This window comes from Alteromonas ulvae (genome assembly GCF_048987005.1).
Classification (GTDB): domain Bacteria; phylum Pseudomonadota; class Gammaproteobacteria; order Enterobacterales; family Alteromonadaceae; genus Alteromonas.
On sequence record NZ_CP185261.1, the window covers coordinates 2,936,143 to 2,963,109 of the forward strand.

Consider the following 26,967-nt stretch of genomic DNA (forward strand, 5'->3'; position numbering starts at 1 on the left):
ACTTTTAGTAGGCTTATCATAAAGAGGTATAGCGAACTATGCGCAATAGAAGTAAAACATACCCTTTGCCCAACAACTTTAGTGTACGCTAAATAGTGGCGGTTTTGTTTATCAAATTCTGCATGCGAGATTAAAAAAGTGTCAGATTTTGACCAAGAACTTTGAATAATTATGATAAAAAGCCGAATGAACAACAAAAGACAGAATACAGTAAAACAAGCAGGGCTCACTCTATTAGAGCTGCTTATTGCTATAGCCATTGTGGCTATCATGCTAACGACGGTTGCACCTGCTATACAAAGCATTTTAATAAAAAGCAGGATCACTTCCGACCTTAATCACTTAAGCGCAGCAGCACAGCGTGCTCGTTTTACGGCAGTGGATGAGCAGTCAAACGTAGTTATGTGCCCCACTCAAAATTACACAAGCTGTGTAAGCAGTTGGAAAAACGCCACTATGATATTCGTTGATGACAACGGAAACGGCTCCCGAGATACATCAGAAACGCTTATCACCACCAGCGACCCGCTCAATAGTACTAATACGATTTACGGCATATCAGGAACTATCACCTTCAATGAGCAAGGCGGTATAAGCCAAGCAGCCACCATTACGCTTTGCCCAAAAGACAATAGCAGCGAATACGCGTCAGCGTTGCTTCTTTCACTTTATGGCCGAATTTCAGTGGCTGTAGATAGTGATGGTGATGGCACTAAAGAGGACTTAACAGGAGCGGATTTGAGCTGTTCATAAATTACAGGCGCCCCACTTAATTAATGAGCCAACCAACACTGCCTTGGCAACAAGGCAGTGTCAGTTACAACAAGGGTCCGGCAGGGGGCTTTGTTATCGAAATAGGTGAGCACTGCCTTAAACTCGTAATGGCTACTACTGCTCATTACTTCCTTAATTTCCACACCCCCAGTGTCTATGCCCGGCAACATTGATAGCGGAACAAAGCCACCACTATTGAGCCAATAGCGCGACTGAATGGCCTGAAGCTTTATCATATGGCTTTTCGCCAAGTAACGCGACGTTACTCTTTTTCCTGATTGATAAGACTGCATTGTTAATGTGGTTAAAATGCCCACGATACACAGCGCAATTAACAGCTCAACAAGGGAGAACCCCTTTCCCTTAAACCAATTACCTTCCATAGTACAGATTACCTGAGCATATTTTCAATATAGATTAACTCTATCAATTCAGCCTATCCGGCATAACCGACCTCAAGCATGGTTTATAACAACGTTGTAAAGTACAAACAGCACATTAGTGGTTTAACGTTACTGGAGCTAATGATCACACTCTCCATTTTTATTATTACACTGCTTTTAGCTGCGCCTTCCTTTGCACAATGGCACGAGGCGAACAGATTTACACACGCTCTTCGTCATATCAGCAGCCTTGCTGAAACAGCAAAAACAGTGGCTGTTACTTCACAATCAAATGTGTCATTTGTGGTAGATGTTACCGGTAGTCAGTGTGCGGGAAGCAGCCGATTAATATCCTGCGACTGTTCAACTACTAGTGCCTGTAGCATCGACGGAAAAGAGTACGCATATTCCGCGTCGCATTCAGGAGTGACTCTGGCGACCGCTGATAATCAAAATCGCGTTGTTACCTTTAGTAAATATGGCGCAGTAAATTTTGGAAATAATACAACAATAACGGTAAAAAGCTCGTCACATGTTGGCAAGGTGATGATAAGCGCCTTAGGAAGAATAAAACACTGCTCCACCGTCAGCCTAAATGGTGTTGCCACATGTTGAAACGCAGGGGGTTTAGCCTAGTAGAACTGCTTGTGGCCACTGGCATAGCCAGCACCTTATTGGTCTTGGCATCTCGTCACACTGCATTTTTTTACAGTGCGCTACTAAAAATTCAACAAACGGTTTCCATCGAAGCCGAGCTTCAGGCACTGCAACATGTTATTACCGCTCACCTAGAACAAGCGGGATATATAGAACAATCAATAGCGTGGCAACTTGCCGTCCCCCCTGCAAGCCTGCCATCCATTAATATTTCTCACTTTAGCAATGAAGCATCAGACAGCTGCTTTACTTTTTCTTACGATAAAAATAGTGACGGTACTATTTCGCTTACACCAAATGAGTTTTTTGGTTTTAGATTACGAGATAAAGCAATTGAATATCGCGTTGCGAAACGCAGTTGTTCGCAAAGTCATTGGCAAGACTTGACCGACACTAAAGATGTACGCATTGATGAATTCTCTATTACCAGATTAAACGTAAGTGGGTGGGGAGTTACTTATGAAATTTACATCAAAGCCTCTAGTAGTTTATTTTCTGGCGTAGAAACGTCAACAACATTTGTCGTGGAGGTAGCCAATGTTAAATAGCTCTCTGTTAACTAGACCTTCATTCAGAGTCATTAAAGTGATAACGAACACGCTAAACGCTTACCGACGAAAACAGCAAGGTTTCTTTATTATTTCGTCAGTCCTTGTACTGCTCAGTATCACGGCATTTATGTTAACCAGCGTAACCTTTGCAGTTAACGACTTTCAAGCAGTGCGGGAGGCCGTAGGAATTTCCCAAAGCCGCTACTTAGACACAAAAAAAGAGATGCGCAATATTATCTCGCAGCTTCGTACTCAACCTTCCAACACAATTGCATTGAGTAATACGTCCATTGTGCACACTATTGTGTCTAGTGACTATCGTGGAGATGACTTGCAAGCGTTGAAATCTTTCGACATATCACTACGCCACGTTAAAAGCGATACCAAAATTAATCAACGTTTTTTACGATACCCATCGTTTATCAAAATACCCACTATATTGCAGGCCTCAACCCCAGATACAAACCTCACACAGTGGCTTTTTAACAGAAGCGCTTCTGCATTTGTACCAAACTACTTTCCATTATCTGTTGTTGCAAATTCGTGTAGCGACTTAAGTGAGGCAAGCATGCATTGGATAAACGGCGATTGTGAGCTTAATAAAAACGACGTAGATCACAGCGACAGTACAAATCCGATGCTGCTTATCATTAAAAACGGTCATTTAACTGTACGAGGCGGAACATCTTTTTACGGCGTGATCATTTTATTGTCAGACAATGGGGTTATTTACTCGGCTAACGTGCAGCTCGGTGCAAGTATAAAAGGAGCACTCACCTCCTCGCATAACATCACTGTACAAAAAGACGGCCCTGTAACTTACTCACCTGATGTTTTGCGCACCCTTCAACGGGCCCCCAAACTGGCTAAAATTATTGCTGTTCCCGGTAGCTGGCATGCACAGTTTTAATGCAGCCATAAACATTATTTTGAGAGACAGAGAAATAAGATGAAAACCTTGAGCACACTGTGTCGTGAAAACCGACACCAGTTAACTAGCGAGTGCGCACAACACGGAGGCGCATTGGTTGAAGTACTTATAGCAACCGCCCTATTTTTATCAGTCACGGTGGGCATGGTAGGGGCGTTCACTCACACCGAATCGCTGTGGGTTGCCATTTATGACAAGGAACTTTCTCACAAAACCTCTATGAACAGCGCGAGAAAACAAATGATGGTTGATAGCTATGATCAAGCCTGGGCCGATGTTCAAGAAATGGGCTCTTTAACGCTGACGCCTTAACTTCTCTTCTTATAGCTTCAGTCTTAAGCGCTCTTTCTTAAACTCTCTATCTTAAGCGCTTTTATTTAATCGCCGCTTAGCATGACCAACAATACTCGCCCGTATCGAGAGAGCCATTGTTGTTTCTATCCCATCCTTTTCGACCATCGCTGAAATAAAACAAGGCGCCATCGTCTGCTTGCCCAGAGCCACTCACAGGCGTGGCTTTGAGCTCATAGCTAGTGGCATTTGCGGCAACAATCGTTAAGTTATAGCGCTTGCTTGCCGCATTTTCTGAAGATGGTGAATAGGTGGCAAATACCGCTGGGGCCCCCGAGTTGCTTCCACCACTGCCGGCTCCTTCATAACTGAACGAACCACTTTGATGTCGTTCCATGGCAGCAGCAAAGGCAAGCAAGTCTGCTTGTCCTGTCCCCCTGTAGCCATCGGCGATAACCCCCTGATATGAGGGGTATGCAATACCTGCTATGATGCCAACAATAGTCACTACAATCATTAGCTCAATCAGTGAAAAGCCCTGTTGTTTTACCTTACTCACAATTATTGCTCTCGCTCTGTCTCTGAATGCCAACTTCCGCGCTGAATGCGTTCAAACCGCCCGTAAATATTCTGCCCCAAACATTCAAAGGCAGAGGTACATGCTTCGTCGTTTCCATCTTCATCTACTTCAATAACAGCAGAAACACACTCTGTACCTAAACACACAACCGGACTGGTAATGCTCTCAATCAGAATTTTGGTTTCTGGTGCAATACCCGTCTGCTTAAGATCCGCTGCACGGTCACCGTCATCAAGAATACCGTTGATATTTAGATCTGTAAGGGCATTGCCATTAAACAAGTTAACTAAGTAAGCCCGGCTGTTGCCAGTTGGCGGTGCACAGGCACTCGTGCTGCTTGAAGATGGCACATAGGTAGTAAAGAACACTTTATAGTCAATGATCAGCGGTGATGACAATACCTTTTCTCCTCCGGTGGAAAGATTTAAATACCAACCCGCTTTATTAGCAAACTCTTGCGAAGCAATCTCCCGTTCAGACTCTACCGAACTCGTTAAAGCATGGCTTGTCGCATCATACATATCGCTTTCAAACACCGTTGACATAAACTTATAGTCACCGTCTGTGTTACGGTTAAAAACACCGTCGTCTTTGAGCATGTAAAAGTTGTCTTCCACCACCGTATCTAATGGGTTTGCACGCCAGCCGCTGCCTAATGCTACGCCGTAATAAAGCTCATCACCTAGAGCAACTTCAGACACATCAGGGCCGTAATAGAAACGGCGGTTTGACTCTGCGGTGTCACCACCAAAGTCGGCTAATCTAGCCCCCTTGATAAAGTTAGCACCAGTTTCTCCATTATAAATATCAAGTCTAAATAGCTGCCCACCAGTATCGGCCACGTACATGTGATCGGCCAAACCATCATTATCCCTGTCAATCACAGAAATTCGTCCGGGGATACTATATTGCATACTTGTCAGGTTTAGATTGGCATCAGCATTACTCGCATGCCATAACAGCGCGCCGGTATCGGCGTCAAACATAAAGACCGCATTGCCGACAGCGTCACCAGACCTTACAATCCTGTTGTCTTGAGCATTGTCATATCCACCGCCAACAATCATGACGTCTTTTACCACGTTACCTATTTTCACTTTAGTAATTGTCGGTCTAGACCAAGTTTCACCAAGCTTACTTAAGCTACCCGTGCCACCTTCAAGTTTGTATTTCAGTTTTGGTGATGTCTTTTGCGTAACATCAAAAACATAATAGTTACGACCACCCCTTCGCATACCAACGTAGAGATACATCTTGTTGCCGACAGTGCGCAGCACCATATCGCCATCTAACCCGTATTTATGGTCAAACGAAGACGCATCTTTGTAGAAGTGATCAAGGTTGGGCAACAACGCTTTTGGCATAATGGCAAAGTTCTCATCGCCTGTTTCTGTATCAATAGAGTGCAGCATGCCGTGATTAGTTGCCACAAAGATGGCTGAATCATTGGTGCCGTAGTTTACAATGATAGGTTGTGAATGGATTGGGTCTCCCATTCGATTGACAAAGTCACTGGTACTGCCATCACCGTCTTCATCCTTAACATCAACCCCGCGAGCCCATTTCAATAAAACGTCACGCAGTGCCTCGGCATCTGCTTCATCCTCAATACCCAAATCAGACTCAGTAATGGAACCATTGTCTTCATGCAGCTCGTTGGTACTGCTAACGATTGAACCCACCCCATCAAACACATAAAGATTGCGTTCAGACGTGAGTCTGCTCGCAGCGCCACCATTTCTAACGTCATTACCGTCGGCAAACACAGACCAATAGCTGTGAGATGTTTCAGAGAAGAAGCCGGTAACACTATCAACAGCACTGGAATTATTTTTATCCAAAACATCATCGCCACTTAAACGATAGCGTTTTAAGTTTCCAGGCCAAATAGCGCCCTCGCTTGGCTTAAATAAAGCAAAATAGAGCTCATCTCGGTGTGTTAATCGGTTTAACTGGTTTACCGCCACCCCAGGCGAAACAAACGTTGCGTTTACGTCTTTGACAGAGCGCAATATGGTATTGAAGGCTGCTAACAAGTCTTCGCTGTTATCCGCTTGGTAGAACCCGCCGCCGCTTTGAATAGCCAGCTGGTTTAGAAAATTATTTGCGGTACTGTTAGCAGCAAACCCAATAGTGTGAGTGATTACCCGAGGACCAATGGCTGAAGTTTCCGCTTTACTGATATTTTTGACTAAGCTAAGCCCACATTTCTCACCGCCGCTACCTGTGCAGTTTTCACCTAATAACGCTTGAATTTCGTCCACGCTATGATTGTTATTTGCCTCACCGTCTGACAGCAATACAATATGATTGTTGGTTTGGCATTGAAGGTCTGACACTGGCGAAATATAGTTTGCGCCTACCGGAATTCGCTCATTAATACAGTTGCTATCAGAAAGGTTTCCGTCAGAGCAACCCGGTGGGCGGATAGGGTCGCCGCCAATATACGACGAACGATGGCTTACCCGAGTACTACGTCTTACCGAATTATTTACGTCATTTTTTCCCCGTTCAAGACCGTAGTAAACGGCATTGCCACCATAGTAACTAGCGGCTTCATACAGAGTATCAACAATTGGGGTGAGTCCATTTGCACTAAGCTCGTCTACCTTACTCATTAAGTGTTGACGCACTGTCGCCGAGGCTCCTGGCGTAGCTGCCCCATTAAATTTAACAATCAACTTTGGCGCACGAGACGCAGACCCGTTGTAAGTATATGCACTTCGAAAAGAATTAAAATTGTCGAGTACAAACGCCATATCGTTGCCTGGTTGCCATCCAGATCGGTCAATAATTTCTTTAACAACACTACTTATATCTGGCGTACGATAAACATTTTGATAAAAGAAATTCGGCATAGACCAGACAATACCTGATGTTTTTGGTAAATCCCGCAGCCGGTAGCGCCTTTCTGGATGAAAATCATTGACATCATTTTGTGCTACTCCCCTAATACGCATGCTGGCATTCGACGCCGTTCTATTCGCGTTAGAGGTAAACTCTAAGTAGGCTTCTGTAATCTCTGCCCCTTGCGGTAGATTGAGATTACGAAAGCGCACTGCGATATTATCGTTATAAGCGCTGAAGAAAGTCAGTTCTGTGCCAGTATTCGGATAGCCATTTGTGTCTTCTTCTGAGTTGTCACGTTGACTGGCAACCTGATAAACACTTTCACCTTGTGTACACCCCGTTGCCGTTGTGTCGTCATAAGATACAACTAGCTGCGGTGCACCGCTCAGCCCCTCATCAATGGCTCTTACTCGACGGTCGCTTAACCCTGTGATACTCGTGCCTTCAATGAGTACGTTTAAATCTTTACCACCGCACCAATCGGTAAGGTCAACCACTTCTTGAATAACACTGCTAATGTCGGGCGTAGTAATGATCTCACCTGTTGTGGGAAAACTATTACCTGCCAACCACTCTACATTGGTGGCTGTTTTAGTTCTTGAGGAAATATTGTTTGGAGATGCACTGAATGCTGTGGTGTCGGCTAGTGCCTCTGCTGAAATCACTAACGAGGTGTCAGCGATATTAAACCCCTCTGACGTAAAACGAATATTAGCGCTCACGATAGTGGCACCTTGCGGAATTTGCAGTGTTTCAAAGCGCAATCCCGAGGTAACGGTATCTGTACCTTTGCTCAGAATAAGTTCGTTTGAAGATGTTGTCACAGAGCCATCTATCTCATGGGCGTCGTTATTGCTCGAGCCAGTGGACACTACAATTTCAGGACGAACCGCATCGTCTATATCCCTGACAGGGTAAAGAATTGGACCACCATAATCAGAAAAGCGCATAAGACCCGCATTGATATTGGTCGCTGAACCGAGGGCTTCTTTTAACGCGTTCTGTACTCGCAGCATACGAGACTGACTCGTGCCATCGTATGCCCCCATACTGCCCGAGGAATCCATAATAAAGATGACGTTGGGATTATAGGTTACTGCGCTATCAGCATTTCCAAGGTAGATGTCTAAATCATCACCAATGGCAGAGAAGCCAATACAGCTAAATAAAACCGTTGATGTAAAGTAACTTATTAACTTCTTCATATCACTACCTATTGAGATGCTGGGCCAAAGACCGACGCGGCTAATGAATTGGCAACCACTGAAGGCTTACCGGAGACCTTCCCACATCCTCTGATAATAAAAACGTGACAGTTCACATTGCTGCCACCAATAACGTTGCTAGAGCCTCGACAGGCCTGTTCTCGAATGAAAGCAGTTCGAGACCAACTTTTAGTCGACATCGACGATTGATAGTTTCCCGATGTGACATGACGACTACCCGTTGTCAAACCACCAGCGGTCATATGCCTATCCGTCCAGTTTCCCTCATCAAAACAGCTCATTTGATCTGTATTAGGATCGAAAATCGTTCCTTGCCTTGCCTCTGAAAGCGGATCGGTTAACGTATCGTCAGCAAGTAACACTTCATCTTCCGATTCAAAAAATACCCCAGCAATTGCCGACTCAGCGGCATCAAATGCCAAACCGCTTTGCTGCATCGACATCGCCATTTTCGATTGCGATAAACTGCTGGTGACCGCACTTACCCCCAATACGGTAATAGAAAGCAAAACAAGTAGTGCAAACACCATAACTAAACCACGCTGTTTCATCGTGAACTCCTGACAAAGTTTTTCATATTGCGAAGCGCAAGGGTTTTAGAAAAGACCTGATAGTAGTGCGCTGTATCCATGGTTTGTGCGGCTTCGTTAAGTAAGGCAAATTTTTGTGCGTTCGCTTGGCGCACTTCATTTTGGTAACTCTTTAACATGAGCGCCCACCGAAGTGAGACCACTTGTTGATTCAGTGCCCGTAAGCTTCCTACCTGATCTGCCGTAACATAAGTGACGGCCTGTCCTTGTGAAGTTGTCACCGTATCAGACACGCCAAATTGAATTTGAAAGCTTTCTATATTATCTAATAGTGTAACTGTCACTGGAGACACTGCCTGCGATCGAAGGCCGCGAAGTACCCTACCGTCAAAACCAGTACACTTAAGCTCGCTGCCAACAACAAAGTAATGATTCACCACGTGAAATTCTACGCCCACTGGGTAGCCATGTCGGCTGCCTGTACAATCATTAGCAGCCAACAGGTTCACCACAAGTTTGTCATTACCGCCGTTAGTAGTTTGAATACTCCCTAACGTAGCGCTATTGACAAAGTCTCCAGGGATTGCAATGGGGTTATTCTGAATATAGGCTGATTCGACCACAGTATCCACAGACGTATCTACGTTGGCAGTGATAAGGTCATAACGACCCACTTCGTAGAACTCACTTGACAGCCGGCTCATTATAAAACGACCAGATTCCTGAACTTGCGACACGGCTTGATTGAGCTTATTCGTTACGCTGCTGCTCACCAGAACCTGAATAATGGCACCTGAGATAATAAGGCCTAAGGTAAGGGTTATCATTAATTCTACCAATGAGAAACCGCTTTGGTTGACCCTAGTTCCATTGTTAGTGCAAGCTATCCTTCTATGAGCATTATCTCTACAAAAAACAGCGAAACGATAATCCGAATGTCTCATAACGTAATATCCTTAACAACACAGGCATTGCTATCGCCAGTATTCGGATTACACCGGGTATTCTTGGTGTATTGTCGCGTGCTCGAAGATGCTACAGGCCAGGTCAACATCACCTCAATGCGCGAGCCTGTGCTGCAAGAATAGACATCTGCACTATTATTATCATCGCAACTCACTGTAATCTCAGTTTGAGGGTTGGTTTGGACCGCTGAGCAGGATAATGCCCAGCCATCGTACTCTGCCATTTGGGGCTCTGTGCATTTATTACTTTCGCAGTTGGGTATGCCGGCTGGGCGAGTAAGACAAAAACACTGATAAGGTTGAGTAGAGCCGGAACAGCTCAGCGTGGAAAAGTTATAGGAGTTGGTAGCAAAATAGGCATTATTCACAACCATCCCATCGCCAACGGTTGCAGGCCTCGCTGCCGCGCGCAAGCGCTCAGCCACTTGTGCGGCAACTAATTCGGCTTGTGTTCTACTAATTGCATCTTTATTGGCAAATGACCCCGTAAATTGAAGCGCAGCAACACCTAACAAGCCAACAGCAAGAATAAATAGCGTTATGAGGATCTCAATGAATCCTACGCCTCGTTGCGAGATGATGCGGTTATCCTTAACGTGTTTCATTGTTTCCTTCTGCGTTGCCATAATTGTCTAACCAACTATTAATCATCTATATTATTGCCAGTACAGCAGTTTAGACGGTTAGCGTACTAAAAAAAGTATCTTTGACGATTAAAACGTATAATTTAATACCATCATGCCCATCAGTTTTGTCATGCTCAATACCAAAACCAAACCTAATTTATTTAACAAAAGCCTCGAAAACTCTTGTCCTACGGCAGCAATCAGAGGGTTACTCATCGACAATCGTTTTCAGCAAGAATGATGCTATCGGTATGATTATCCATTCTTTTCTACTTTGCGCTAGTAGCCTTTAGCATAAAAAAACCGCAGTTAAAACTGCGGTTTTTCGTAGCGATAACGTGCTGCATCAGCACTGTGGACATTTTTGAAATTTCAGTACACTGTAAACCGTTAGAACACTTACACCACCTGCTTCACTCGAAGCTCTTTAGGCACCGCAAACTCAACATTCTCTTCTCTACCCGAACGCTCAGAAGCAGACACTGCTCCCCATGCCTTTAGGCGCTCCACAACTCCTTGTACAAGTACTTCAGGAGCCGAGGCGCCAGCGGTTACGCCAACATGATTAACGTTGTCTAACCAAGACTGTTGAATGCAATTAGCATCAGCAATGAGGTAGGCTTTAGCGCCAATCTTTTCCGCAAGCTCGCGCAAACGATTGGAGTTAGAACTATTTTGTGCCCCTACGACCAACAATACATCACAGTCTGTTGCCAGGTCGCGTACTGCATCTTGACGGTTTTGTGTGGCGTAGCAAATGTCGTCTTTGCGAGGGCCATTAATATCGGGGAACTTTGCCCGTAGGGCATCAATAACATCAGCGGTATCGTCTACCGACAGTGTGGTTTGGCTGCAGTAATAGAGCTTTGACGGATCTTTAACCGTCAGTTTTTCAACATCGCTTTTTGACTCGACAAGATAAATACCGCCGTTTTCATTGCTATATTGTCCCATGGTGCCTTCAACCTCTGGATGGCCAGCATGACCAATCAGAATACATTCTGTACCGGCCTTACTTGCACGAGTCACCTCCATATGCACCTTAGTGACTAGTGGACACGTCGCATCAAACACCTTTAACCCTCTAGCAATAGCATCTTTACGCACTGCTTGCGATACACCATGAGCTGAAAATATAACAATGCTATCATCTGGCACTTCATGAAGCTCATCCACAAAGAGCGCACCGCGCTCGCGAAGCCCATCAACCACAAATTTGTTGTGAACAACTTCATGACGCACATAAATAGGCGGCTCAAACATCTCTAGCGCACGCTCTACAATGGTGATTGCGCGGTCAACGCCTGCGCAGAAGCCCCGAGGATTAGCTAAATGAATTTGCATAATGAGTTCTCGCTTTAAGCTTTGTTGCCGGATTTAACATCAACAATCTCGACGTCGAATATAACGGTCTGTCCGGCCAGAGGATGATTGAAATCAACGGTTACAGAATCCCCCGCTACACTTCGAATGATACCAGGAATTTCCGAGCCATCTGGCTGAGCAAACGCCAAAATCATGCCTTCTTGAATGCTCAGGTCTGCGCCAAAGCGGCTTCTATCCATGTAGTGCATGTTGTTGGGGTTCGGCTCGCCAAACGCATCGTTTGCTTCTAGCGTGAACGCTTTCTTATCACCTTTTTTCAAACCTAACAGACAGGCTTCAAAATTAGGCGTAAGGCTTCCATCACCCATGACCATTTTCGCCGGCTTATTATTTACGCGGGTACTGTCAGCCGCAGAGCCATCCTCTAACTTCAAGTCGAAGTGAAGGATAACTTCGCTGTCATTACCTATTACTAATGAGTCTGTCATATCTATTCCGATTACTGCTGTGAAGTTTTGCTGCTATCAGCCCCTGATTTGTCTGTACGTTTATCACCGTTCTTAAACATATCGACAATCAATAAACCTGCGCCAATAAAAATTGCGCTATCGGCAATATTGAACGCAGGCCAGTGCCAGTTGTTTACGTAAAAATCGAGAAAATCGATGACATAACCATGTACAAGCCGATCATAAACGTTACCCAGCGCACCACCAAGAATAAACGCAAAAGCCACTGGCAGTAGCTTTTGTGAACGTGGAGACTGTTTAAGCCACCACAGAATAACCACACTGATACCCATAGCGATAGCGGTAAAGAACCAGCGCTGCCACCCACCGGCATTGCTCAAAAAGCTAAATGCTGCGCCATAGTTATGTACATAAGTTAGGTTAAAAAACGGAAGCACTTCTATCGATTGATACAAGTTCATCGAATCTAACACTGCATATTTGCTCCATTGGTCTAGAGCAAATGCCACAAGGCTTATCCACAGAAATCGCAGGCCAGTTTGACTAAAGGGTCTATTACCTGACACGTCGGAATTAGGCATAGTGACGAACTTCCCCTTCGCCATCAATGTTGGTTACACAACGCCCACACAACTCCTCGTGACCGACATGAGTACCTACATCTTCCAAGTGGTGCCAACAGCGCACACATTTTTCGCCTTTCGCTTTACTTACGCTCAACCATAAACCATCAACATCGGTTTCTTGCGCGTCATCAGGCTTACTGTCAACGAGCGTCAGTGATACACCTGAGGTAATAAGAACGAAACGAAGCTCATTATCGAAGCTTGAAAGCGCATTGTATAAAGATTCGGTAGCATAAAGACTGATACTTGCCTCTAACGAGCCACCTAGTTGGCCTTCTTTTCTGGCTTTCTCCATTGCTTGGTTAGCAGCGTCTTTTACGCTAATCACGCTCTGCCATAGGTCATCACTGAAGGTTTCGCTTTGTGTAAAGCCGTTAAAGCCCTCGTACCATGTTTCAGTAAATACAAATTCACTGCGTTCGCCAGGTAATTCTTCCCAAATCTCCTGAGCAGTAAAGCTAGTGATGGGGGCAATCCAACGAACTAACGCTTCAACAATATGGTACATGGCCGTTTGACACGAGCGACGTGCGATACCGTCTGATTTAGCGGTATACTGACGATCTTTAATAACATCAAGGTAGAACGAGCCAAGCTCAATCGAGCAGAAGTGGATGATTTTTTGCGTTACTACAAGCAGATCGTACTTTTCATACGCATCAAAAAGTTCGTATTGCAACGCTTTTGCTCGGGCAACAATCCAGCGATCTAACGCGACCATGTCTTCTTCAGCTACCGCATCTTCAACATTAAATCCGTTGAGGTTTGCTAATAGGAAACGAGCCGTGTTTCTAACTCGACGATAAGAATCTGCTGCGCGTTTTAAAATTTCATCAGAAACCGCAATCTCACCGCGGTAATCTGTCGACGCTACCCACAAACGCAAAATATCGGCACCTAGCTTGTTAGTCACTTCTTGTGGCGCAACCACATTACCCACAGATTTAGACATCTTTTTACCGTGAGCATCAACGGTGAAACCGTGAGTTAATACTTCTTTGTATGGCGCGTGACCGTGCATTGCGGTTGACGATATGAGAGACGACATGAACCAACCGCGGTGCTGATCTGAACCTTCTAAATAAAGATCAGCACTGGCAGGAAGATCTTCTCGACGGTCAACCACAAAGTAATGGGTGACACCAGAATCGAACCATACGTCCAAGGTGTCAGTCACTTTATCGTAGCTATCCGCATCGCTGCCTAAAAGCTGTGCATCGTCGATGTCCCACCAGGCTTGGATACCTTTCTTCTCTACTTCTAATGCGACTTTTTCCATAAGAGAGGAAGACTGAGGGTGCACTTCACCCGTCAGTTTGTGAACGTAAAGAGGAATAGGAACCCCCCATGTGCGCTGACGAGAAATACACCAGTCAGGGCGGCCTTCAACCATTTTTTCGATGCGATTTTGGCCCCATTCAGGGATCCATTTTGTTTGCTTGATTTGTTCCAAAGACTCAGCGCGAAGGCCTTTGTTGTCCATACTGATGAACCACTGTGGCGTAGCACGGAAAATAATGGGCGTTTTATGACGCCAGCAGTGCGGGTAGCTGTGCTCATATTTTACGTTCAAAACAAGGTTACCCTTTTCTTGAACAGTGTCGATAATGGATTGGTTCGCTTTAAACACGAACTGACCTGCAAATAACGGCGTATTTTCAAGATAAACACCGTTGTTACCTACTGGGTTATACACCTCAATGTCGTATTGCTTGCCTACGTTGAAATCGTCAACACCATGAGCAGGCGCAGTATGTACACAACCGGTACCAGACTCAGTGGTAACGTGGTCGCCAAGAATAAGCGGTACCGTTATATCTAAAAATGGGTGGTTAACCTTAAGTTTATCTAACGCATCACCCGCACATATTGCCACTTCACGAAATTCTTCTACTCCGTAGCGAGTCATGCAGCTTTCGAGCAAGTCTTGAGCAACCACATACCAATCGTTTGAAGGTTGAACTTCAACAATGGTGTAGGTCAATTCTGGGTTTAAACTTATCGCTCGGTTTGCAGGTAATGTCCACGGTGTGGTGGTCCAAATAACGACCCCTGTGTTGTGAGCAAGCAGTTCGCTTTCTTCTACACCAAATGCCGACGCAATGGCCGCTGAATCTGCAACCGGGAATTTCACGTCGATAGCTGGCGATACTTTATCTTGGTATTCAACTTCTGCTTCAGCTAGGGCCGAGCCACAGTCTGTACACCAATGAACAGGTTTAAACCCTTTTTCAAGGTGTCCTGAGTCTACAATTTTACTTAACGCTCGGATAATGTCGGCTTCAGAAGAAAAATCCATTGTTTTATAAGGATTATTCCATTCACCGAACACGCCCAGGCGCTTAAAGTCTTCCATTTGGCCGTCTATTTGTTTTTGCGCATAGTCGCGACATTTTTGACGAAACTCGGCAGCGGTGACCTTTTGACCTGGCTTGCCTACTTTTTTCTCAACCATAAGTTCAATAGGTAAACCATGACAATCCCACCCCGGAACGTAAGGAGAGTCAAAGTCAGACAGGTTTTTTGACTTAACAATGATGTCTTTGAGAATTTTGTTAACCGCGTGCCCAATATGAATGTTGCCGTTCGCATAAGGAGGGCCGTCGTGAAGGATAAAAGGCTTTTTACCTTTTTTAGCTTCGCGGATCTTGGTATACACCCCTTTTTCCTGCCAGTCTTTAAGCATCTTTGGCTCGCGCTGAGCAAGGTTACCACGCATAGGGAACGCAGTGTCTGGAAGGTTCAATGTGGCTTTGTAATCACTCATAAAATTGTTTTATCCGGTTACCTTAAGTTTCATCCAATGTCGTTATGACACTGCGAAGGCGTTATATGATGTCGTGCATTTACATTTGGTTGCTTTTACATTTATTTGCATTTACGTCTAAATGTGCGCAGCGACTTTATCACGATTAACTATGCTAACAACAGACGCGCCTTGGCGGCATCAGCCTGTATTTGATCTTTTAATGCTTCAAAGGAAGCAAACTTAATTTCATCTCGTATTTTTGCCATAGGCAGCACGGTGATGGGCTTACCGTATAAGTCTGCCGACAAATCGAAAATATGTACTTCTAACTGGTTTCTAACCCCATTCAATGTGGGTCTGGTGCCAACGTTTGCAACCCCATTGTAATGTTCACCGTCTATGTCCACCCGCACCGCAAACACGCCGTGAATAGGTGTTTTAAAACGCTTAAGCATGACATTAGCCGTAGGGAAACCTATGGTCCGGCCTTTCTTTTCGCCGTGAACAACTCGCCCGTGAATAGCAAACGGACGACCTAGCATTTCCGTCGCTAGGCCAAAATCGCTTTGCGCGAGTGCATCTCTCACGGCAGTAGAGCTTATGCGATGAGCGTGCATAGTAAAGCTTTGGGTACTAACCACATCAAAGCCGTAACGGCGACCTGCAGCCTCTAGCATGGTGAAGTCGCCTTTGCGGCCAAAACCGAAGCGAAAATCATCACCTACAACAAGAAACTTAACGCCAAGTTTATCCACCAGCAAGTCGTGGACAAAGGTATCCGCGCTTTGTTTGGCAAACTGAGCGTTAAAGCGCACGGCAAGCAGCCTGTCTACGCCTTGTTGGCTTAGTAGTTCATATTTTTCGCGAAGTGGGCTGATACGCGCGGGTGCCTTTTCTGGCGTGAAAACTTCTTCAGGCTGCGGTTCAAAAACCATCAAAGTGGCGGGCAGCGACAGCGAGCTCGCTTTCTCCATCACATTAGCAAGTACCGCCTGATGACCTCTATGTACGCCATCAAACTTGCCAATGGTGAGAATACACCCCTTATGGTGAGGTTTTACATTATTTAGCCCGCGGATAAATTCCACTGTTAACCACTACCTTTTTAACTGCTAGAAATTCAAAGCTCGCGATTATAGCTGACCCCGCCCGAATTACCAAGCGCCGTACCAAGTAGACACGCGTTCCAGCAATCAGGTAAATTCCCATACCGACGGGCTCAATTTTCACGATTCTTGCCCTTATACTCGCTATTCATTCGCCACCACTTCGAAAATGCCGAGGTCTCATTCCCAAAAGCACCATGGTAGTAAGGAAGCCACCAACGGATAACAAAATGGTTAGTCCCACTTCTGTCATTTGCTGTGAAAGCGCCAGGTCGAAGAAAGCGAGTCCACGGTCGCGATAATAAATTAACACTCCCATAACGGTACTTGCTATCACAACACGGGCAATAAACAGTAGCGACGTTCTGCTTAACTCGAACACGCCTTGCTTTCGCAACGTGATATACAGCAGCGCTGCATTCAGTGTGGCTGACATACTCGTTGCAATAGCTAATCCAACATACCCAAATGGAATGGCAAAAATGAGGTTAAACACCATATTGGCAATCATGCACCAAATGCCAAACCTAACGGGCGTTTTTGTATCTTGGCGGGAATAAAACCCCGGCGCCAGCACCTTCACCAACATAAAGCTGATTAAGCCAAAAGAATAAGCGGTTAGTGAATATGAGGCCATAATAGCGGTTTCGGCAGTAAAGGCTCCCCGTTGAAAAATGACGGTGAGTATAGGGCGTGCCATGGTGCCCAGGCCTACCGCGGCGGGTATACCTAGCAAACACACCATTCGAAACGCCCAATCAATATTCGCGGCGAATGCTTTTGGGTTATTGGTGACGTGATTTCGAGAAAGCGTGGGCAGAATAACGGTGGCTATAGCAATTCCGAATAAACCCAGTGGGAACTCGAGTAACCTGTCGGAATAGTATAACCAGCTAATAGAACCGGTCACTAAAAAACTGGCAATAAACGTGTCGAACAATAGGTTAATTTGGCCAACCGAGACGCCGAATAATGCGGGGATCATCAAGGTGCGTACTTTCACCACATTCGCGTCGTGCCAGCCCCATTTGGGTTTTACCAATAGGCCCGCTCTGAATATAAACGGCAGTTGAAAAAGAAACTGTACTATGCCACCAATAAATACCCCCCACGCAAGAGCAAAGGCGGGTTGGGACATACTGGGCGACAGGTATATAGCACAGGCGATAATGCATACATTCAGCAAAACGGGAGTAAACGCCGCAACAGCAAATTTATTTAATGTATTTAAAATGGCGCCAGACAACCCTGTTAACGAAATGAAGGCTAGGTATGGAAAGGTGATTTTGAGCATGGTTGAGGCAAGTTCAAATTTACCCCCTGCTTCATCCCCTTGTAACCAGGCAACAAACCAGCCGGTGCCAAATAGTGCTGCAAGTATCGGCGATGCAATCATTCCAACAATAGAGACGATGAAAACTATTCCCCCTAAAGTTCCGCTTATTTTAGCGACAAACTCCCGTAATTCTTTTCTATCATCATTGCTATGTACTTCCGTGAGCACAGGGATAAACGCTTGGGCAAACGCACCCTCAGCAAAAAGCCGTCGTAGAAAATTAGGAATTTTATTGGCAAAGAAAAACACATCGGCGGCGGCCCCATCGCCCATTAGTCTAGCAACAACTATGTCTCGCACGAGACCTAAAACCCGTGAAACTAGGGTCATTACACTGACTATTAAGCCTGATTTGATTAACTTCCGTGACACGTGTGCTTTCCAATAGACTAAACGAAGGGAGTGTGAATTAATCATGATAACCAAAGGCGCTAACCGGTGAAATGATTTATTCAAAATAGTTGTGCATTTCTACGTGTTTTGTTGCTATAATCCGCGCCCGTTATGGGATGCAATGTTTAGGCATTTCTTTCGCGATGAATGCGCAACGTGTTGAGCACATCTATTGTTTTTAATAGGGCCTGTGTTCAATAGATTGTGCTTTCAAAATAGTCATCGATTTACGTCGTTAAATCGTTTGACAATTTAGCGATTAGTAGGCACAATCCGCACCCTCGTTTTTGACATGAATTTATTTGGGAGTTACACCTTGGCTAACATTAAGTCTGCTAAGAAACGTGCAATCCAAGCCGAAAAGCGTCGTCAGCACAACGCTAGCCGTCGTTCAATGACTCGTACAAGCATCAAAAAAGTAGTTGCTGCAATCGCTAAAGGCGATAAAGAAGGTGCACAAGCTGCATTATCTGCTGCTACTCCAGTACTTGACAGAATGGCTACTAAAGGCTTGATTCACAAAAATAAAGCTGCTCGTCACAAGAGTCGCCTAGCTGCACAAATCAACGCACTAGGTTAATCTTTACGGTTAGCAATTAAAAAGCGCCTCAGGGCGCTTTTTTTATGTCTTTCTTGTATACCGACATATTGAGTTGCATAGGTGTTTAATTACGTTTAAACATGATGTCAGCAACGTCACTGCTCGACTATTGCGATTTGCGCTGAATCATCTGTGAACTTTTTAAAGAGTATACCTCTCACAAACGCACACCTTTTCAAAAAGCTTTTAAGAAGCGTGCCCCCGTTGCGTTTTCAGGAACCTATGCAATTAACTCATTTTTCGTATTGTACTTGCTGGTGCAACACGCATTACCCAATGCAGTAACGACCAGGGCCAGCGTGGTACGAAAGCATTAGCCTTCTCTTTTTCGATTGCCTTAACCATTGCGCGACAACCCACATCGGTATCAACGATAAAGGGGACTTTCTCTACTTTTTCATTGATTTCACTGCGAATAAAGCCTGGATGAATACAGGTGACTTTAATAGGCGTATTCATCACATCCATGCGTATTCCTTCAGACAATGAGGTAAGGCCGGCTTTAGTGGCCGCATAAACGGTCATGGCACGCCTAAACCCTCTCACCGCGCTAATTGAAGATATAGTCACTAGGTGACCGCTGTTCTGCGCTCTAAATATGGTCATCGCCGCTTCGCATTGTGCTAACGCTGACACAAAATTGGTGGTAGCAGTTTGTTTATTCGCGTGAAAATAGCCCGTTCCTACAGATGCTCCCTTGCCCATACCGGCATTAACAATCACTCTGTCAAGGCGTCCTAAATCTTGTTTAAACGCATCAAAAACCTCAAACACCGCGTCGTGATCATTAACGTCTAAAGAACGAATAACCACATTGATATCTGGGTTAAGTTCGAGCAACTCTGCTTTTAGCATTTCAAGGTTTTCATAGCGCCTGGCACACAGTGCTAAGTTGCGCCCTTGTTTAGCAAACTCAATGGCCATCCCTTTTCCAAGACCAGAGCTTGCCCCAGTGATCAGAATATTTTCTCTTATAGTCATTATTTTTTTCCTGATGCTTTTATGGCCTTATTGCAGCGCCACAGTAAGTAGTGGATAAATACCCAAAAACGCTTAAACGCAGGGTTATTTGTTTGTCCGTGATGATAACGATAATAAATTTGCTGAGCGATCCCCGCTAAACGGAAAAGCCCATACACTTCGTAAAACGTGAAGTCTTCTACGTCAATATCCATCTTCTCGCAGTAGTAGGCGACAACTTGCTTGCGGGTAAACATACCCTCTAAATGTGTGGGCTGACGACGAGTAGATTGGGCTAAAAAGGCATCATCGGCATCAACCCAATAAGCTAGTGAATTACCCAAATCCATAAGCGGATCTCCAAGGGTTGCTAGTTCCCAATCAAGCACCCCAATGATGTCAGTGTAATTATTTGGGTTAAGTACAACATTGTCGAAGCGGAAATCGTTGTGGGTAATACATATACGCTCCTTATCAGGCATGTGTCTTTCAAGCCAATGCATTACCTTTTTACCTGAGGGTACATTCCACGTTTTCGCTTTGCTGTAGCGCGCACTCCAGCCGCTAATTTGTCGCTCAATATAGCCCTTTCCTTTACCTAAGTGAGATAAACCGGCTTTATCATGGTCTACTTTATGCAGCTCAATTAAGCTATCGAGTACATTGGTGCACAGCTGAGCCGTTTGTGCTTTTGTTGTGTTCAAATCTCGAGGTAGATTTTTGCGCGGTATAATGCCCGTAAACTTTTCCATCAGGTAAAAATCGGCACCAATAATTGATTCATCTTCGCAGTAGGCATACATGGTTGGCACATAGCGATAAACCGGTTTTAGCGCACGCTGAAGTTTATACTCTCGCCCCATATCGTGGGCACCTTTTGCTTTTGTGCCCGCCGGCCCTCTTCGCAAAATCATCGATGTATTGGGGTAATCTAAGCAGTACGTCCAGTTAGATGCTCCACCTGCGTACTGAGTTACGGTAGGCTTAGTTTCACAGCCATTACACCGGGCTTTCATGGTGTCATCGAGATTATCTTTGAGCCAATTATTTACCGCTTCTGCGCTTAGCTCTTCACCACTTCGCACTTGCTGTGCTTTATCTACAACGCCTTGGTTCATTCTTTCTCCGCTTTACACAAGTTAATACTTTGCCGTTCTCGTGTTGTGAAAAAAAGGGGTTAGCTGTCTCGCTTTTCCATCACTTGCTTCATTGTCTTTGTTTGCGACAGCATCATTGTTAAATAACGCTTCGATGACAACAGCTTTTTCAACAAAAAGGCGCGCTTACCTTCTTTGTGCGTCAAAATAAGAAACTGCTTAGCGTTTACTTGCTGGTAAATACTTTGTGCTACATCCTCTTTGCTCATGTCGGCCTTGGCGAAAAGTTTATTAAGCATTTTATGTGATGCGGGGTTGGCACTTCGCATGGACTCATCAAGATTAGTTTTGAAAAAACTAGGGCAAACCACACTCACCCCAATGTTATCTGGCGCGAGTTCTAACTTCATTGTTTCAGAGAAGGCCACCACCGCCGCTTTCATGGCGTTATAACTGCCCATATAGGGGATAGGCGTTATGCCGGCTTGAGAGGCAATATTTACGAAGTAACCGTGCCCCTGGGTTTGCATTATCGGCAATAGTGCCCTACTCACCCGCACCATGCCTAACATATTGACATCAAATACCCATTGCCATTGCTCTGGCGTTTCGTCCAGCAAGCTGCCGCCGGTGGCAACACCTGCGTTATTAAATACATAGTCGATTCCCTGCCATTTCGCACTTATGGTGCTGGCAAGTTCATTCACATTCGTTTCGGATGTGATATCGCAAGTCACGTAAAAGGCGTCGGCTCCTATTGAGGTCAATGCCTCAACGGTTTCATTACCGCGAGCATGATTGATGTCGGCAATACAAATTTTTATTCCTTTATGCTTTTCAGCCCACTTAATGGCAAGTGCTTTGCCCAGCCCTGTTGCTCCACCGGTGATGACAATACGCATAATAGTTCTACTCTTTGTTGTTATTTTTACCGAATATGAAGCACTTAGTGTACCTTTTTTACTAGTGGATACAAAAATTACGATCTAACCAAACACATACACATTAAATAATCACTGTAAAATAAGTGACAAAAAAGTATGTCAAAAACGTCACATTAGGTTGCTAGTGTTTGCAAAAAAACGAGAGTAGCTATGTTCACTGTCAACGACGTTTTAAACAAACATTACCCTCAGGTTGCGAATAATCCTCTGTTATTCAAATCGCTGTCTTTCGCGCTAAGCCATCTTTTACATGAAAAAGAAATTCAAGCGTTTGGCGACACGTACCCGCATTACAGTGATATTGATTTTGTTGAGCAAGTACTGGCGTATTTTAACGTCAGCTATTCTGCGAGAGACATTGAGAAAGAACGAATTCCTAGTGAAGGTCGTGTGGTGATAATTGCAAATCACCCTATTGGCTCTCTCGATGCACTTGCATTAATTAAACTCGTGAGTGAAGTTCGACACGATTTAAAAGTCGTCGCAAATGAAATGCTTATGGCCATTGAACCGCTGCACAGCATGTTGCTACCTGTAAACAATATGGAAGGCGGAACTCCAAAGCAGCATTTGTCAGCCATTCACCATCATCTATCACAGGAAGGTGCAGTATTAATTTTTCCCGCCGGAGAGGTCTCCAGACTCAGACCACAAGGGGTTCGCGACACCCGCTGGCACTCGGGATTTTTGCGCATTGCCCGTCATGTTAAAGCCCCTATTCTTCCTGTGTATATTGATGCTAAAAACAGCCCGATTTTTTATGGCGTATCTATGATTTACAAGCCATTGGCCACTGCGCTACTCGTCAAAGAAATGTTTAAGCAGCGGCGGAAACATTTGCCTATCCGCGTTGGGGAACTCATTGCGTTTGAGTCTTATCAACAGCCCACCCTAGCACTCAAAGACAAAGTGAAGTTGTTTAAACGACATCTTTACCGCATAGGCAATAACAAAAAGGGCGTGTTTGAAACCCAAACCGCTATTGCGATGCCTGAGGACAGAAAAGAACTCTCTCGCGCTGTTCGCGCCTGTGAGCATTTGGGGCAAACCGCCGATGGAAAGTCGATGTATCTTTATCAACATACGCATTGCTCTCCCATTATGCGTGAGATAGGCCGCCTTAGAGAAATAGCATTTAGAGCGGTTGGAGAAGGTACTAATAAACGACGAGACATAGACCAATACGATTCGCACTACTATCACCTAGTGCTGTGGGATGAGCGCGACTTAGAGATTGTGGGTGCCTATCGTTTTGGTGACGCCAAAGTGCTCAGCGAAAAAGGTCATCCAACGGGATTGTATTCTGCTACGCTGTTTGATTACGGTGAAAATAATGAGGCTTTATTTGAGCAAGGCTTAGAGTTAGGTCGCAGTTTTATTCAACCTCGATACTGGGGAAAGCGAAGCCTAGAGTATCTGTGGTTCGGTATTGGCGTTTTTCTTAGTCGTTACCCAAAGTACCGCTATTTGTTCGGGGCAGTGTCATTAAGCAATGCCTATCCTGATACCGCTAAAGATCTCTTAGTGCAGTTCTATTCAACATACTTTCCCGCTAAATTTGGCAATGCTACCTGTAAACACCCCTTTAGCCCCGCAAGAGAGCCTTTGCATCTGTTCACCGGCGACGATTACAAAGCCGAATTCACCATACTTAAGCACCTACTCGCGAATATGGGCGTAAATGTACCCACGCTGTATAAGCAATATTCAGAGATAGCGAAAGCCGATGGTGTCGCCTTTTTAGGGTTTAATGTTGACCCAGATTTTAACGACTGTATTGATGGTCTTGTGGTGGTTGACGCATTGGCAATTACTGAAAAAAAACGCAGACGCTATTTATGCCACGATGCGCTAAAAGCGACGGCTTGAATACAGATTAATAACATATCTTAAGCATTGAGGTACGTTGTTAGGGCGTATTGATATTAACGGTTGATTCTTGCTGTTCATGTTTACAGCAAAGCTTAATGCGCCCGAGTCGAGAATGAAATATCCGTTAGGCCGTTGGCATTTAATACCATACATTGATATAACAATGCGTGTAGTAATCTTTAGTAATGTGAAGTGCTAAGCTTAAGGCCCGATATGATAAAAATAATTGTACTTATTCCACTTATTCTTTCGCTGCTGTGGTTCGGCTACCTGCAGGCAAATAAATATTCTCTAGAGCAAGGCAAGCAAGGCTTTCTTTATATTCTTGTGCTGAGTGGCGTTATCGCATTGTTTTATACCGCGATGATATTTTTAACCCATTAACGGTTATGTAAAAGCGCCCACTGTGCAGCCCTTTGATGGTTTTTGATACCTTTACACGCCCACTGTATCTGCAGAAAAACCGCTCAATAGCGAATGAAATGGGATAAATTCACTTCCCGTACCAGAACACCTAAGAACTCGCAATGCTTTGCCGTTCTATCGTGTTATCTCATCATTTTCTTACCTTTTCACTTCATTCGCCTTTTCTCTTTTTAAAATGATAGCAAACATGAATTACCCGACCTCTATTTTGATAATTACATTGTTGTGAACTTTGCTGCCAGCAACGCGTAACCATCATTATAAATAAAAGTTAATTAACACATTGTTCTTTCGTGGAGTCTTTTAATCAATCCAATGAATTGAGGCGCAGTACCGACTAAAAATGAGCCTGTAACACAAAGCGATTAGTGTAAAACCCAACCACGTGTTGAGGCTACCCCGAGGAGCGCAATATAAAAGGAACTATTGAATGTCTGATAAAATGAAATGTCCCATCGCCGGTGGTTACGAAGCCATCGAAAGTAAACGTATTGGCGGTGCGATAGGCACCCCTCCAATGAATGCTGATTGGTGGCCGGGTCAGCTACCCATCGAACTTCTGCACAGCCAATCTCCATCAGCAAACCCGCTAGGTGAAGATTTTGATTATCCCGCTGCGTTCGCTTCTCTTGATTTAGACGCGGTAAAAAAGGATATTCTGGAGCTGCTAACAACATCGCAAGATTTCTGGCCGGCGGATTACGGTAACTATGGCCCTCAGATGATTAGAATGGCGTGGCACTCTGCTGGTTCATACCGCGTGTTTGACGGTCGCGGAGGGTCGGCGCAGGGGCTACAGCGCTTTGCTCCTCTTTACTCTTGGGAGGACAACGGCAACATCGATAAGTCGATACGCCTATTACAGCCTATTAAGTTGAAGTACGGTGACAACATCTCGTGGGCCGATTTGATCATGCTAACGGGCAATCTTGCGCTAGAGCAGATGGGTTTCAAAACCTTTGGCTTTGGTGGCGGACGCATTGACTGCTGGGAGGCAGACGACGCCACCTATTGGGGCCCAGAAACTGAAATGGCTACTCAAGACAAGCGTTGGACCGGTGAGCCTGGTACAGAAGACTACGACCTAGAGAATCCGCTTGCCGCGTCTCGTCAATCGCTTATTTATGTTCATCCAGAAGGCCCATTTGGCAATATGGACCCAATTTCTTCAGCGCAAGAAATTCGCATTACCTTTGGAAGAATGGGCATGAACGACGAAGAGACCGTCGCCCTTATCGCAGGCGGTCACGCGTTTGGTAAAAGCCACGGCGGCTCGGACAAATCTCATTTAGGCCCAGAGCCAAGCGGAGCACCTATTGAAAACCAAGGCCTAGGCTGGTTAAACAGCAATGGCTCGGGCAATGCGCAATACACCACCACAAATGGTATCGAGGGAGCATGGACATCAAACCCCACCCGCTGGGACCACGAATACCTTAAAAACCTGTTTAAGTTTGAATGGGAACAAACCGAGAGTCCAGCTGGCGGCAAGTCATGGCGGCCCACAAACGGAGAAGCAGCGGATCTTATTCCTGACGCACACGTGGAGGGACTTCGTCATCCACCCATGATGATGACTACAGATATTGCCCTTATCAAAGACCCTGCTTATCTAAAAATATGCGAAAAATTTGTTGAGCAACCTGAGCTTCTCGACGAGGCGTTCGCCAAGGCATGGTACAAATTGATTCATAGAGATATGGGGCCTAAAAACCGATTACTTGGCCCAGATGTGCCAGACGAAAGCTTAATTTGGCAAGATCCTATTCCAAAGTGCGACCATGAACTCATTGGCGACGTAGACATTATTGCCCTTAAAGCCAGTATTCTTGCAACTGACCACAGTATTTCTGCACTGGTAAGTACTGCATGGGCCTCTGCTTCAACGTTTAGAAAAACGGATTTGCGTGGCGGAGCCAATGGTGCTCGAATTCAGCTTGAGCCAATGATTAACTGGGAAGTCAATAACCCTCCCCAACTTAAAAGCGTGCTTGAGTCGCTCAAAGAGATACAAAAAACCTTTAACGATGCGCAAACAAGCAAACGCGTTTCTATTGCCGACCTTGTGGTATTAGCAGGTAGTGCCGCAATAGAAAAAGCAGCACAAGAAGCAGGCATTGACGTTACCGTACCGTTTGAACCTGGCCGCATGGACGCTACGCAAGAGCACACCGACGAGCACAACATTTCGGTGCTTGAGCCGCATGCCGATGGCTTTCGAAACTATGTAAAGGGCAAGTATGGTGCAGATACTGAACGCATGTTAATCGACAGAGCTCATCTGCTTGATTTATCGGCGCCTGAACTCACCGCGTTAGTAGGTGGATTACGTGTGCTAGACACCAATTACGACGGTGCTAAACACGGTGTGTTTACGCAAACACCGGGAGTGTTAACCAACGACTTTTTTGTCAACTTGCTTGATATCAACACTAAGTGGAAGCCAGTGACCGACGACAATGAGTTGTTTGAAGGCACCGATGTGACCTCGGGTGAGAAAAAGTGGTCGGCAACGCGGTGCGACCTTGTCTTTGGCTCTAACTTGCAGCTTAGAGCGGTATGCGATGTATATGGTGCGTCTACAGGACATGAGAAGTTTGTCAATGCCTTCGTAAAAGCATGGCACAAAGTGATGACGCTAGACCGCTTTGAACTGCAGAACGATTTATACCGCAATTAAGTAGCGCGTATTCGTTA

General features: G+C 45.1%; 24 protein-coding genes. 9 read left to right on the forward strand and 15 right to left on the reverse strand.

The features are described 5' to 3' along the window. The first annotated feature begins 186 nt into the window (after window positions 1–186). Entirely contained in the window at window positions 187–753 is a 567-nt protein-coding gene (locus ACOJR9_RS12885; RefSeq protein WP_420933353.1) for a GspH/FimT family pseudopilin, read from the forward strand. A 20-nt stretch (window positions 754–773) separates the two neighbouring features. Here ACOJR9_RS12885 and ACOJR9_RS12890 read toward each other — a convergent pair whose 3' ends face one another. Continuing rightward, window positions 774–1,157, reverse strand: coding sequence for a type IV pilin protein (locus tag ACOJR9_RS12890; protein WP_420933354.1), 384 nt, complete (start codon window positions 1,155–1,157; stop codon window positions 774–776). A 78-nt stretch (window positions 1,158–1,235) separates the two neighbouring features. On the opposite strand from ACOJR9_RS12890, the gene ACOJR9_RS12895 reads away from it, so the two are divergent. The 4 genes from ACOJR9_RS12895 to ACOJR9_RS12910 are packed head-to-tail and all read left to right on the forward strand — an operon-like array spanning window position 1,236 to window position 3,608. Continuing rightward, window positions 1,236–1,772: a pilus assembly FimT family protein gene (locus ACOJR9_RS12895; RefSeq protein WP_420933355.1), complete on the forward strand. Its 537-nt coding sequence runs from the start codon at window positions 1,236–1,238 to the stop codon at window positions 1,770–1,772. Then, a complete protein-coding gene (locus ACOJR9_RS12900) occupies window positions 1,766–2,362 on the forward strand; it encodes a prepilin-type N-terminal cleavage/methylation domain-containing protein (RefSeq protein ID WP_420933356.1) in 597 nt (198 codons plus the stop codon). The genes ACOJR9_RS12895 and ACOJR9_RS12900 overlap by 7 nt, the downstream gene beginning before the upstream one ends. Then, window positions 2,352–3,275: a hypothetical protein gene (locus ACOJR9_RS12905; RefSeq protein WP_420933357.1), complete on the forward strand. Its 924-nt coding sequence runs from the start codon at window positions 2,352–2,354 to the stop codon at window positions 3,273–3,275. The genes ACOJR9_RS12900 and ACOJR9_RS12905 overlap by 11 nt, the downstream gene beginning before the upstream one ends. Window positions 3,276–3,314: 39 nt before the next feature. Then, window positions 3,315–3,608, forward strand: a complete 294-nt coding sequence (locus ACOJR9_RS12910; protein ID WP_420933358.1) for a hypothetical protein — start codon at window positions 3,315–3,317, stop codon at window positions 3,606–3,608. Between the two features lie 76 nt (window positions 3,609–3,684). Here the strand turns inward: ACOJR9_RS12910 and ACOJR9_RS12915 are convergent, their stop codons facing one another. The 11 genes from ACOJR9_RS12915 to murJ all read right to left on the reverse strand — a co-directional run bounded on the left by ACOJR9_RS12915 (window position 3,685) and on the right by murJ (window position 18,349). After that, window positions 3,685–4,104: a type IV pilin protein gene (locus tag ACOJR9_RS12915; protein WP_420936132.1), complete on the reverse strand. Its 420-nt coding sequence runs from the start codon at window positions 4,102–4,104 to the stop codon at window positions 3,685–3,687. Window positions 4,105–4,148: 44 nt separating this feature from the next. Further along, window positions 4,149–8,222 (reverse strand): PilC/PilY family type IV pilus protein, encoded by a 4,074-nt coding sequence (locus ACOJR9_RS12920; RefSeq protein ID WP_420933359.1) that lies wholly within the window; start codon window positions 8,220–8,222, stop codon window positions 4,149–4,151. Between the two features lie 8 nt (window positions 8,223–8,230). Next, the gene (locus ACOJR9_RS12925) at window positions 8,231–8,794 is read right to left on the reverse strand and encodes a pilus assembly PilX family protein (RefSeq protein ID WP_420933360.1); all 564 of its coding nucleotides are present in this window, start codon (window positions 8,792–8,794) and stop codon (window positions 8,231–8,233) included. Beyond that, window positions 8,791–9,600, reverse strand: coding sequence for a PilW family protein (locus tag ACOJR9_RS12930; RefSeq protein ID WP_420933361.1), 810 nt, complete (start codon window positions 9,598–9,600; stop codon window positions 8,791–8,793). Before ACOJR9_RS12930 ends, ACOJR9_RS12925 begins: the two co-directional genes overlap by 4 nt. A 113-nt stretch (window positions 9,601–9,713) precedes the next feature. After that, complete coding sequence (locus ACOJR9_RS12935; RefSeq protein WP_420933362.1) at window positions 9,714–10,343, reverse strand: type IV pilus modification PilV family protein; 630 nt, start codon at window positions 10,341–10,343, stop codon at window positions 9,714–9,716. Window positions 10,344–10,763: 420 nt separating this feature from the next. Next, window positions 10,764–11,708, reverse strand: a complete 945-nt coding sequence (gene ispH / locus ACOJR9_RS12940) for a 4-hydroxy-3-methylbut-2-enyl diphosphate reductase (RefSeq protein ID WP_420933363.1) — start codon at window positions 11,706–11,708, stop codon at window positions 10,764–10,766. 14 nt (window positions 11,709–11,722) lie between these two features. Next, window positions 11,723–12,178 carry an FKBP-type peptidyl-prolyl cis-trans isomerase gene (gene fkpB, locus ACOJR9_RS12945; protein ID WP_420933364.1) on the reverse strand — a complete coding sequence of 152 codons (456 nt, stop codon included), beginning with the start codon at window positions 12,176–12,178 and terminating at the stop codon, window positions 11,723–11,725. A gap of 11 nt (window positions 12,179–12,189) precedes the next feature. Next, on the reverse strand, window positions 12,190–12,741 hold the full coding sequence (gene lspA, locus ACOJR9_RS12950; protein ID WP_420933365.1) for a signal peptidase II: 552 nt from the start codon (window positions 12,739–12,741) through the stop codon (window positions 12,190–12,192). Further along, window positions 12,734–15,553, reverse strand: a complete 2,820-nt coding sequence (gene ileS / locus ACOJR9_RS12955) for an isoleucine--tRNA ligase (protein WP_420933366.1) — start codon at window positions 15,551–15,553, stop codon at window positions 12,734–12,736. Before ileS ends, lspA begins: the two co-directional genes overlap by 8 nt. A gap of 149 nt (window positions 15,554–15,702) precedes the next feature. Next, window positions 15,703–16,623, reverse strand: coding sequence for a bifunctional riboflavin kinase/FAD synthetase (ribF, locus tag ACOJR9_RS12960; RefSeq protein ID WP_420933367.1), 921 nt, complete (start codon window positions 16,621–16,623; stop codon window positions 15,703–15,705). A 166-nt stretch (window positions 16,624–16,789) separates the two neighbouring features. Beyond that, window positions 16,790–18,349 carry a murein biosynthesis integral membrane protein MurJ gene (murJ, locus tag ACOJR9_RS12965; protein ID WP_420933368.1) on the reverse strand — a complete coding sequence of 520 codons (1,560 nt, stop codon included), beginning with the start codon at window positions 18,347–18,349 and terminating at the stop codon, window positions 16,790–16,792. 337 nt (window positions 18,350–18,686) lie between these two features. Here murJ and rpsT point away from each other — a divergent pair, with 337 nt between their 5' ends. After that, entirely contained in the window at window positions 18,687–18,950 is a 264-nt protein-coding gene (gene rpsT / locus ACOJR9_RS12970; RefSeq protein ID WP_420933369.1) for a 30S ribosomal protein S20, read from the forward strand. Window positions 18,951–19,199: 249 nt separating this feature from the next. On the opposite strand, the gene ACOJR9_RS12975 is transcribed toward rpsT, so the two are convergent. From ACOJR9_RS12975 to ACOJR9_RS12985, 3 genes are read right to left on the reverse strand one after another with little or no spacing between them, the layout of a single operon-like run. After that, window positions 19,200–19,952: an SDR family oxidoreductase gene (locus ACOJR9_RS12975; protein WP_420933370.1), complete on the reverse strand. Its 753-nt coding sequence runs from the start codon at window positions 19,950–19,952 to the stop codon at window positions 19,200–19,202. After that, the gene (locus ACOJR9_RS12980) at window positions 19,952–21,049 is read right to left on the reverse strand and encodes a phosphotransferase family protein (protein WP_420933371.1); all 1,098 of its coding nucleotides are present in this window, start codon (window positions 21,047–21,049) and stop codon (window positions 19,952–19,954) included. Before ACOJR9_RS12980 ends, ACOJR9_RS12975 begins: the two co-directional genes overlap by 1 nt. A gap of 59 nt (window positions 21,050–21,108) precedes the next feature. After that, window positions 21,109–21,930 carry an SDR family oxidoreductase gene (locus tag ACOJR9_RS12985; protein WP_420933372.1) on the reverse strand — a complete coding sequence of 274 codons (822 nt, stop codon included), beginning with the start codon at window positions 21,928–21,930 and terminating at the stop codon, window positions 21,109–21,111. A gap of 192 nt (window positions 21,931–22,122) precedes the next feature. On the opposite strand from ACOJR9_RS12985, the gene ACOJR9_RS12990 reads away from it, so the two are divergent. From ACOJR9_RS12990 to katG, 3 genes are all read left to right on the forward strand, one after another. Beyond that, window positions 22,123–23,841: a GNAT family N-acyltransferase gene (locus ACOJR9_RS12990; RefSeq protein ID WP_420933373.1), complete on the forward strand. Its 1,719-nt coding sequence runs from the start codon at window positions 22,123–22,125 to the stop codon at window positions 23,839–23,841. 216 nt (window positions 23,842–24,057) lie between these two features. Continuing rightward, entirely contained in the window at window positions 24,058–24,228 is a 171-nt protein-coding gene (locus ACOJR9_RS12995; protein WP_420933374.1) for a hypothetical protein, read from the forward strand. A gap of 472 nt (window positions 24,229–24,700) precedes the next feature. Next, a complete protein-coding gene (gene katG / locus ACOJR9_RS13000; RefSeq protein ID WP_420933375.1) occupies window positions 24,701–26,950 on the forward strand; it encodes a catalase/peroxidase HPI in 2,250 nt (749 codons plus the stop codon). Window positions 26,951–26,967: the final 17 nt, after the last annotated feature.

Bases quoted from the DNA above. Each gene is read 5' to 3' on its own strand.
- ACOJR9_RS12920 (WP_420933359.1), bottom strand. From the start codon at position 8,222: ATGAAGAAGTTAATAAGTTACTTTACATCAACGGTTTTATTTAGCTGT.
- ACOJR9_RS12900 (WP_420933356.1), top strand. From the start codon at position 1,766: ATGTTGAAACGCAGGGGGTTTAGCCTAGTAGAACTGCTTGTGGCCACT.
- ACOJR9_RS12890 (WP_420933354.1), bottom strand. From the start codon at position 1,157: ATGGAAGGTAATTGGTTTAAGGGAAAGGGGTTCTCCCTTGTTGAGCTG.
- ACOJR9_RS12895 (WP_420933355.1), top strand. From the start codon at position 1,236: ATGGTTTATAACAACGTTGTAAAGTACAAACAGCACATTAGTGGTTTA.
- ACOJR9_RS12985 (WP_420933372.1), bottom strand. From the start codon at position 21,930: ATGCGTATTGTCATCACCGGTGGAGCAACAGGGCTGGGCAAAGCACTT.
- ACOJR9_RS12975 (WP_420933370.1), bottom strand. From the start codon at position 19,952: ATGACTATAAGAGAAAATATTCTGATCACTGGGGCAAGCTCTGGTCTT.
- ACOJR9_RS12935 (WP_420933362.1), bottom strand. From the start codon at position 10,343: ATGAAACACGTTAAGGATAACCGCATCATCTCGCAACGAGGCGTAGGA.
- katG (WP_420933375.1), top strand. From the start codon at position 24,701: ATGTCTGATAAAATGAAATGTCCCATCGCCGGTGGTTACGAAGCCATC.
- ACOJR9_RS12915 (WP_420936132.1), bottom strand. From the start codon at position 4,104: ATGATTGTAGTGACTATTGTTGGCATCATAGCAGGTATTGCATACCCC.
- ACOJR9_RS12930 (WP_420933361.1), bottom strand. From the start codon at position 9,600: ATGATAACCCTTACCTTAGGCCTTATTATCTCAGGTGCCATTATTCAG.
- fkpB (WP_420933364.1), bottom strand. From the start codon at position 12,178: ATGACAGACTCATTAGTAATAGGTAATGACAGCGAAGTTATCCTTCAC.
- ACOJR9_RS12925 (WP_420933360.1), bottom strand. From the start codon at position 8,794: ATGAAACAGCGTGGTTTAGTTATGGTGTTTGCACTACTTGTTTTGCTT.
- lspA (WP_420933365.1), bottom strand. From the start codon at position 12,741: ATGCCTAATTCCGACGTGTCAGGTAATAGACCCTTTAGTCAAACTGGC.
- ACOJR9_RS12885 (WP_420933353.1), top strand. From the start codon at position 187: ATGAACAACAAAAGACAGAATACAGTAAAACAAGCAGGGCTCACTCTA.
- ACOJR9_RS12995 (WP_420933374.1), top strand. From the start codon at position 24,058: ATGATAAAAATAATTGTACTTATTCCACTTATTCTTTCGCTGCTGTGG.
- ACOJR9_RS12910 (WP_420933358.1), top strand. From the start codon at position 3,315: ATGAAAACCTTGAGCACACTGTGTCGTGAAAACCGACACCAGTTAACT.
- ileS (WP_420933366.1), bottom strand. From the start codon at position 15,553: ATGAGTGATTACAAAGCCACATTGAACCTTCCAGACACTGCGTTCCCT.
- ACOJR9_RS12990 (WP_420933373.1), top strand. From the start codon at position 22,123: ATGTTCACTGTCAACGACGTTTTAAACAAACATTACCCTCAGGTTGCG.
- ACOJR9_RS12980 (WP_420933371.1), bottom strand. From the start codon at position 21,049: ATGAACCAAGGCGTTGTAGATAAAGCACAGCAAGTGCGAAGTGGTGAA.
- ispH (WP_420933363.1), bottom strand. From the start codon at position 11,708: ATGCAAATTCATTTAGCTAATCCTCGGGGCTTCTGCGCAGGCGTTGAC.
- ACOJR9_RS12905 (WP_420933357.1), top strand. From the start codon at position 2,352: ATGTTAAATAGCTCTCTGTTAACTAGACCTTCATTCAGAGTCATTAAA.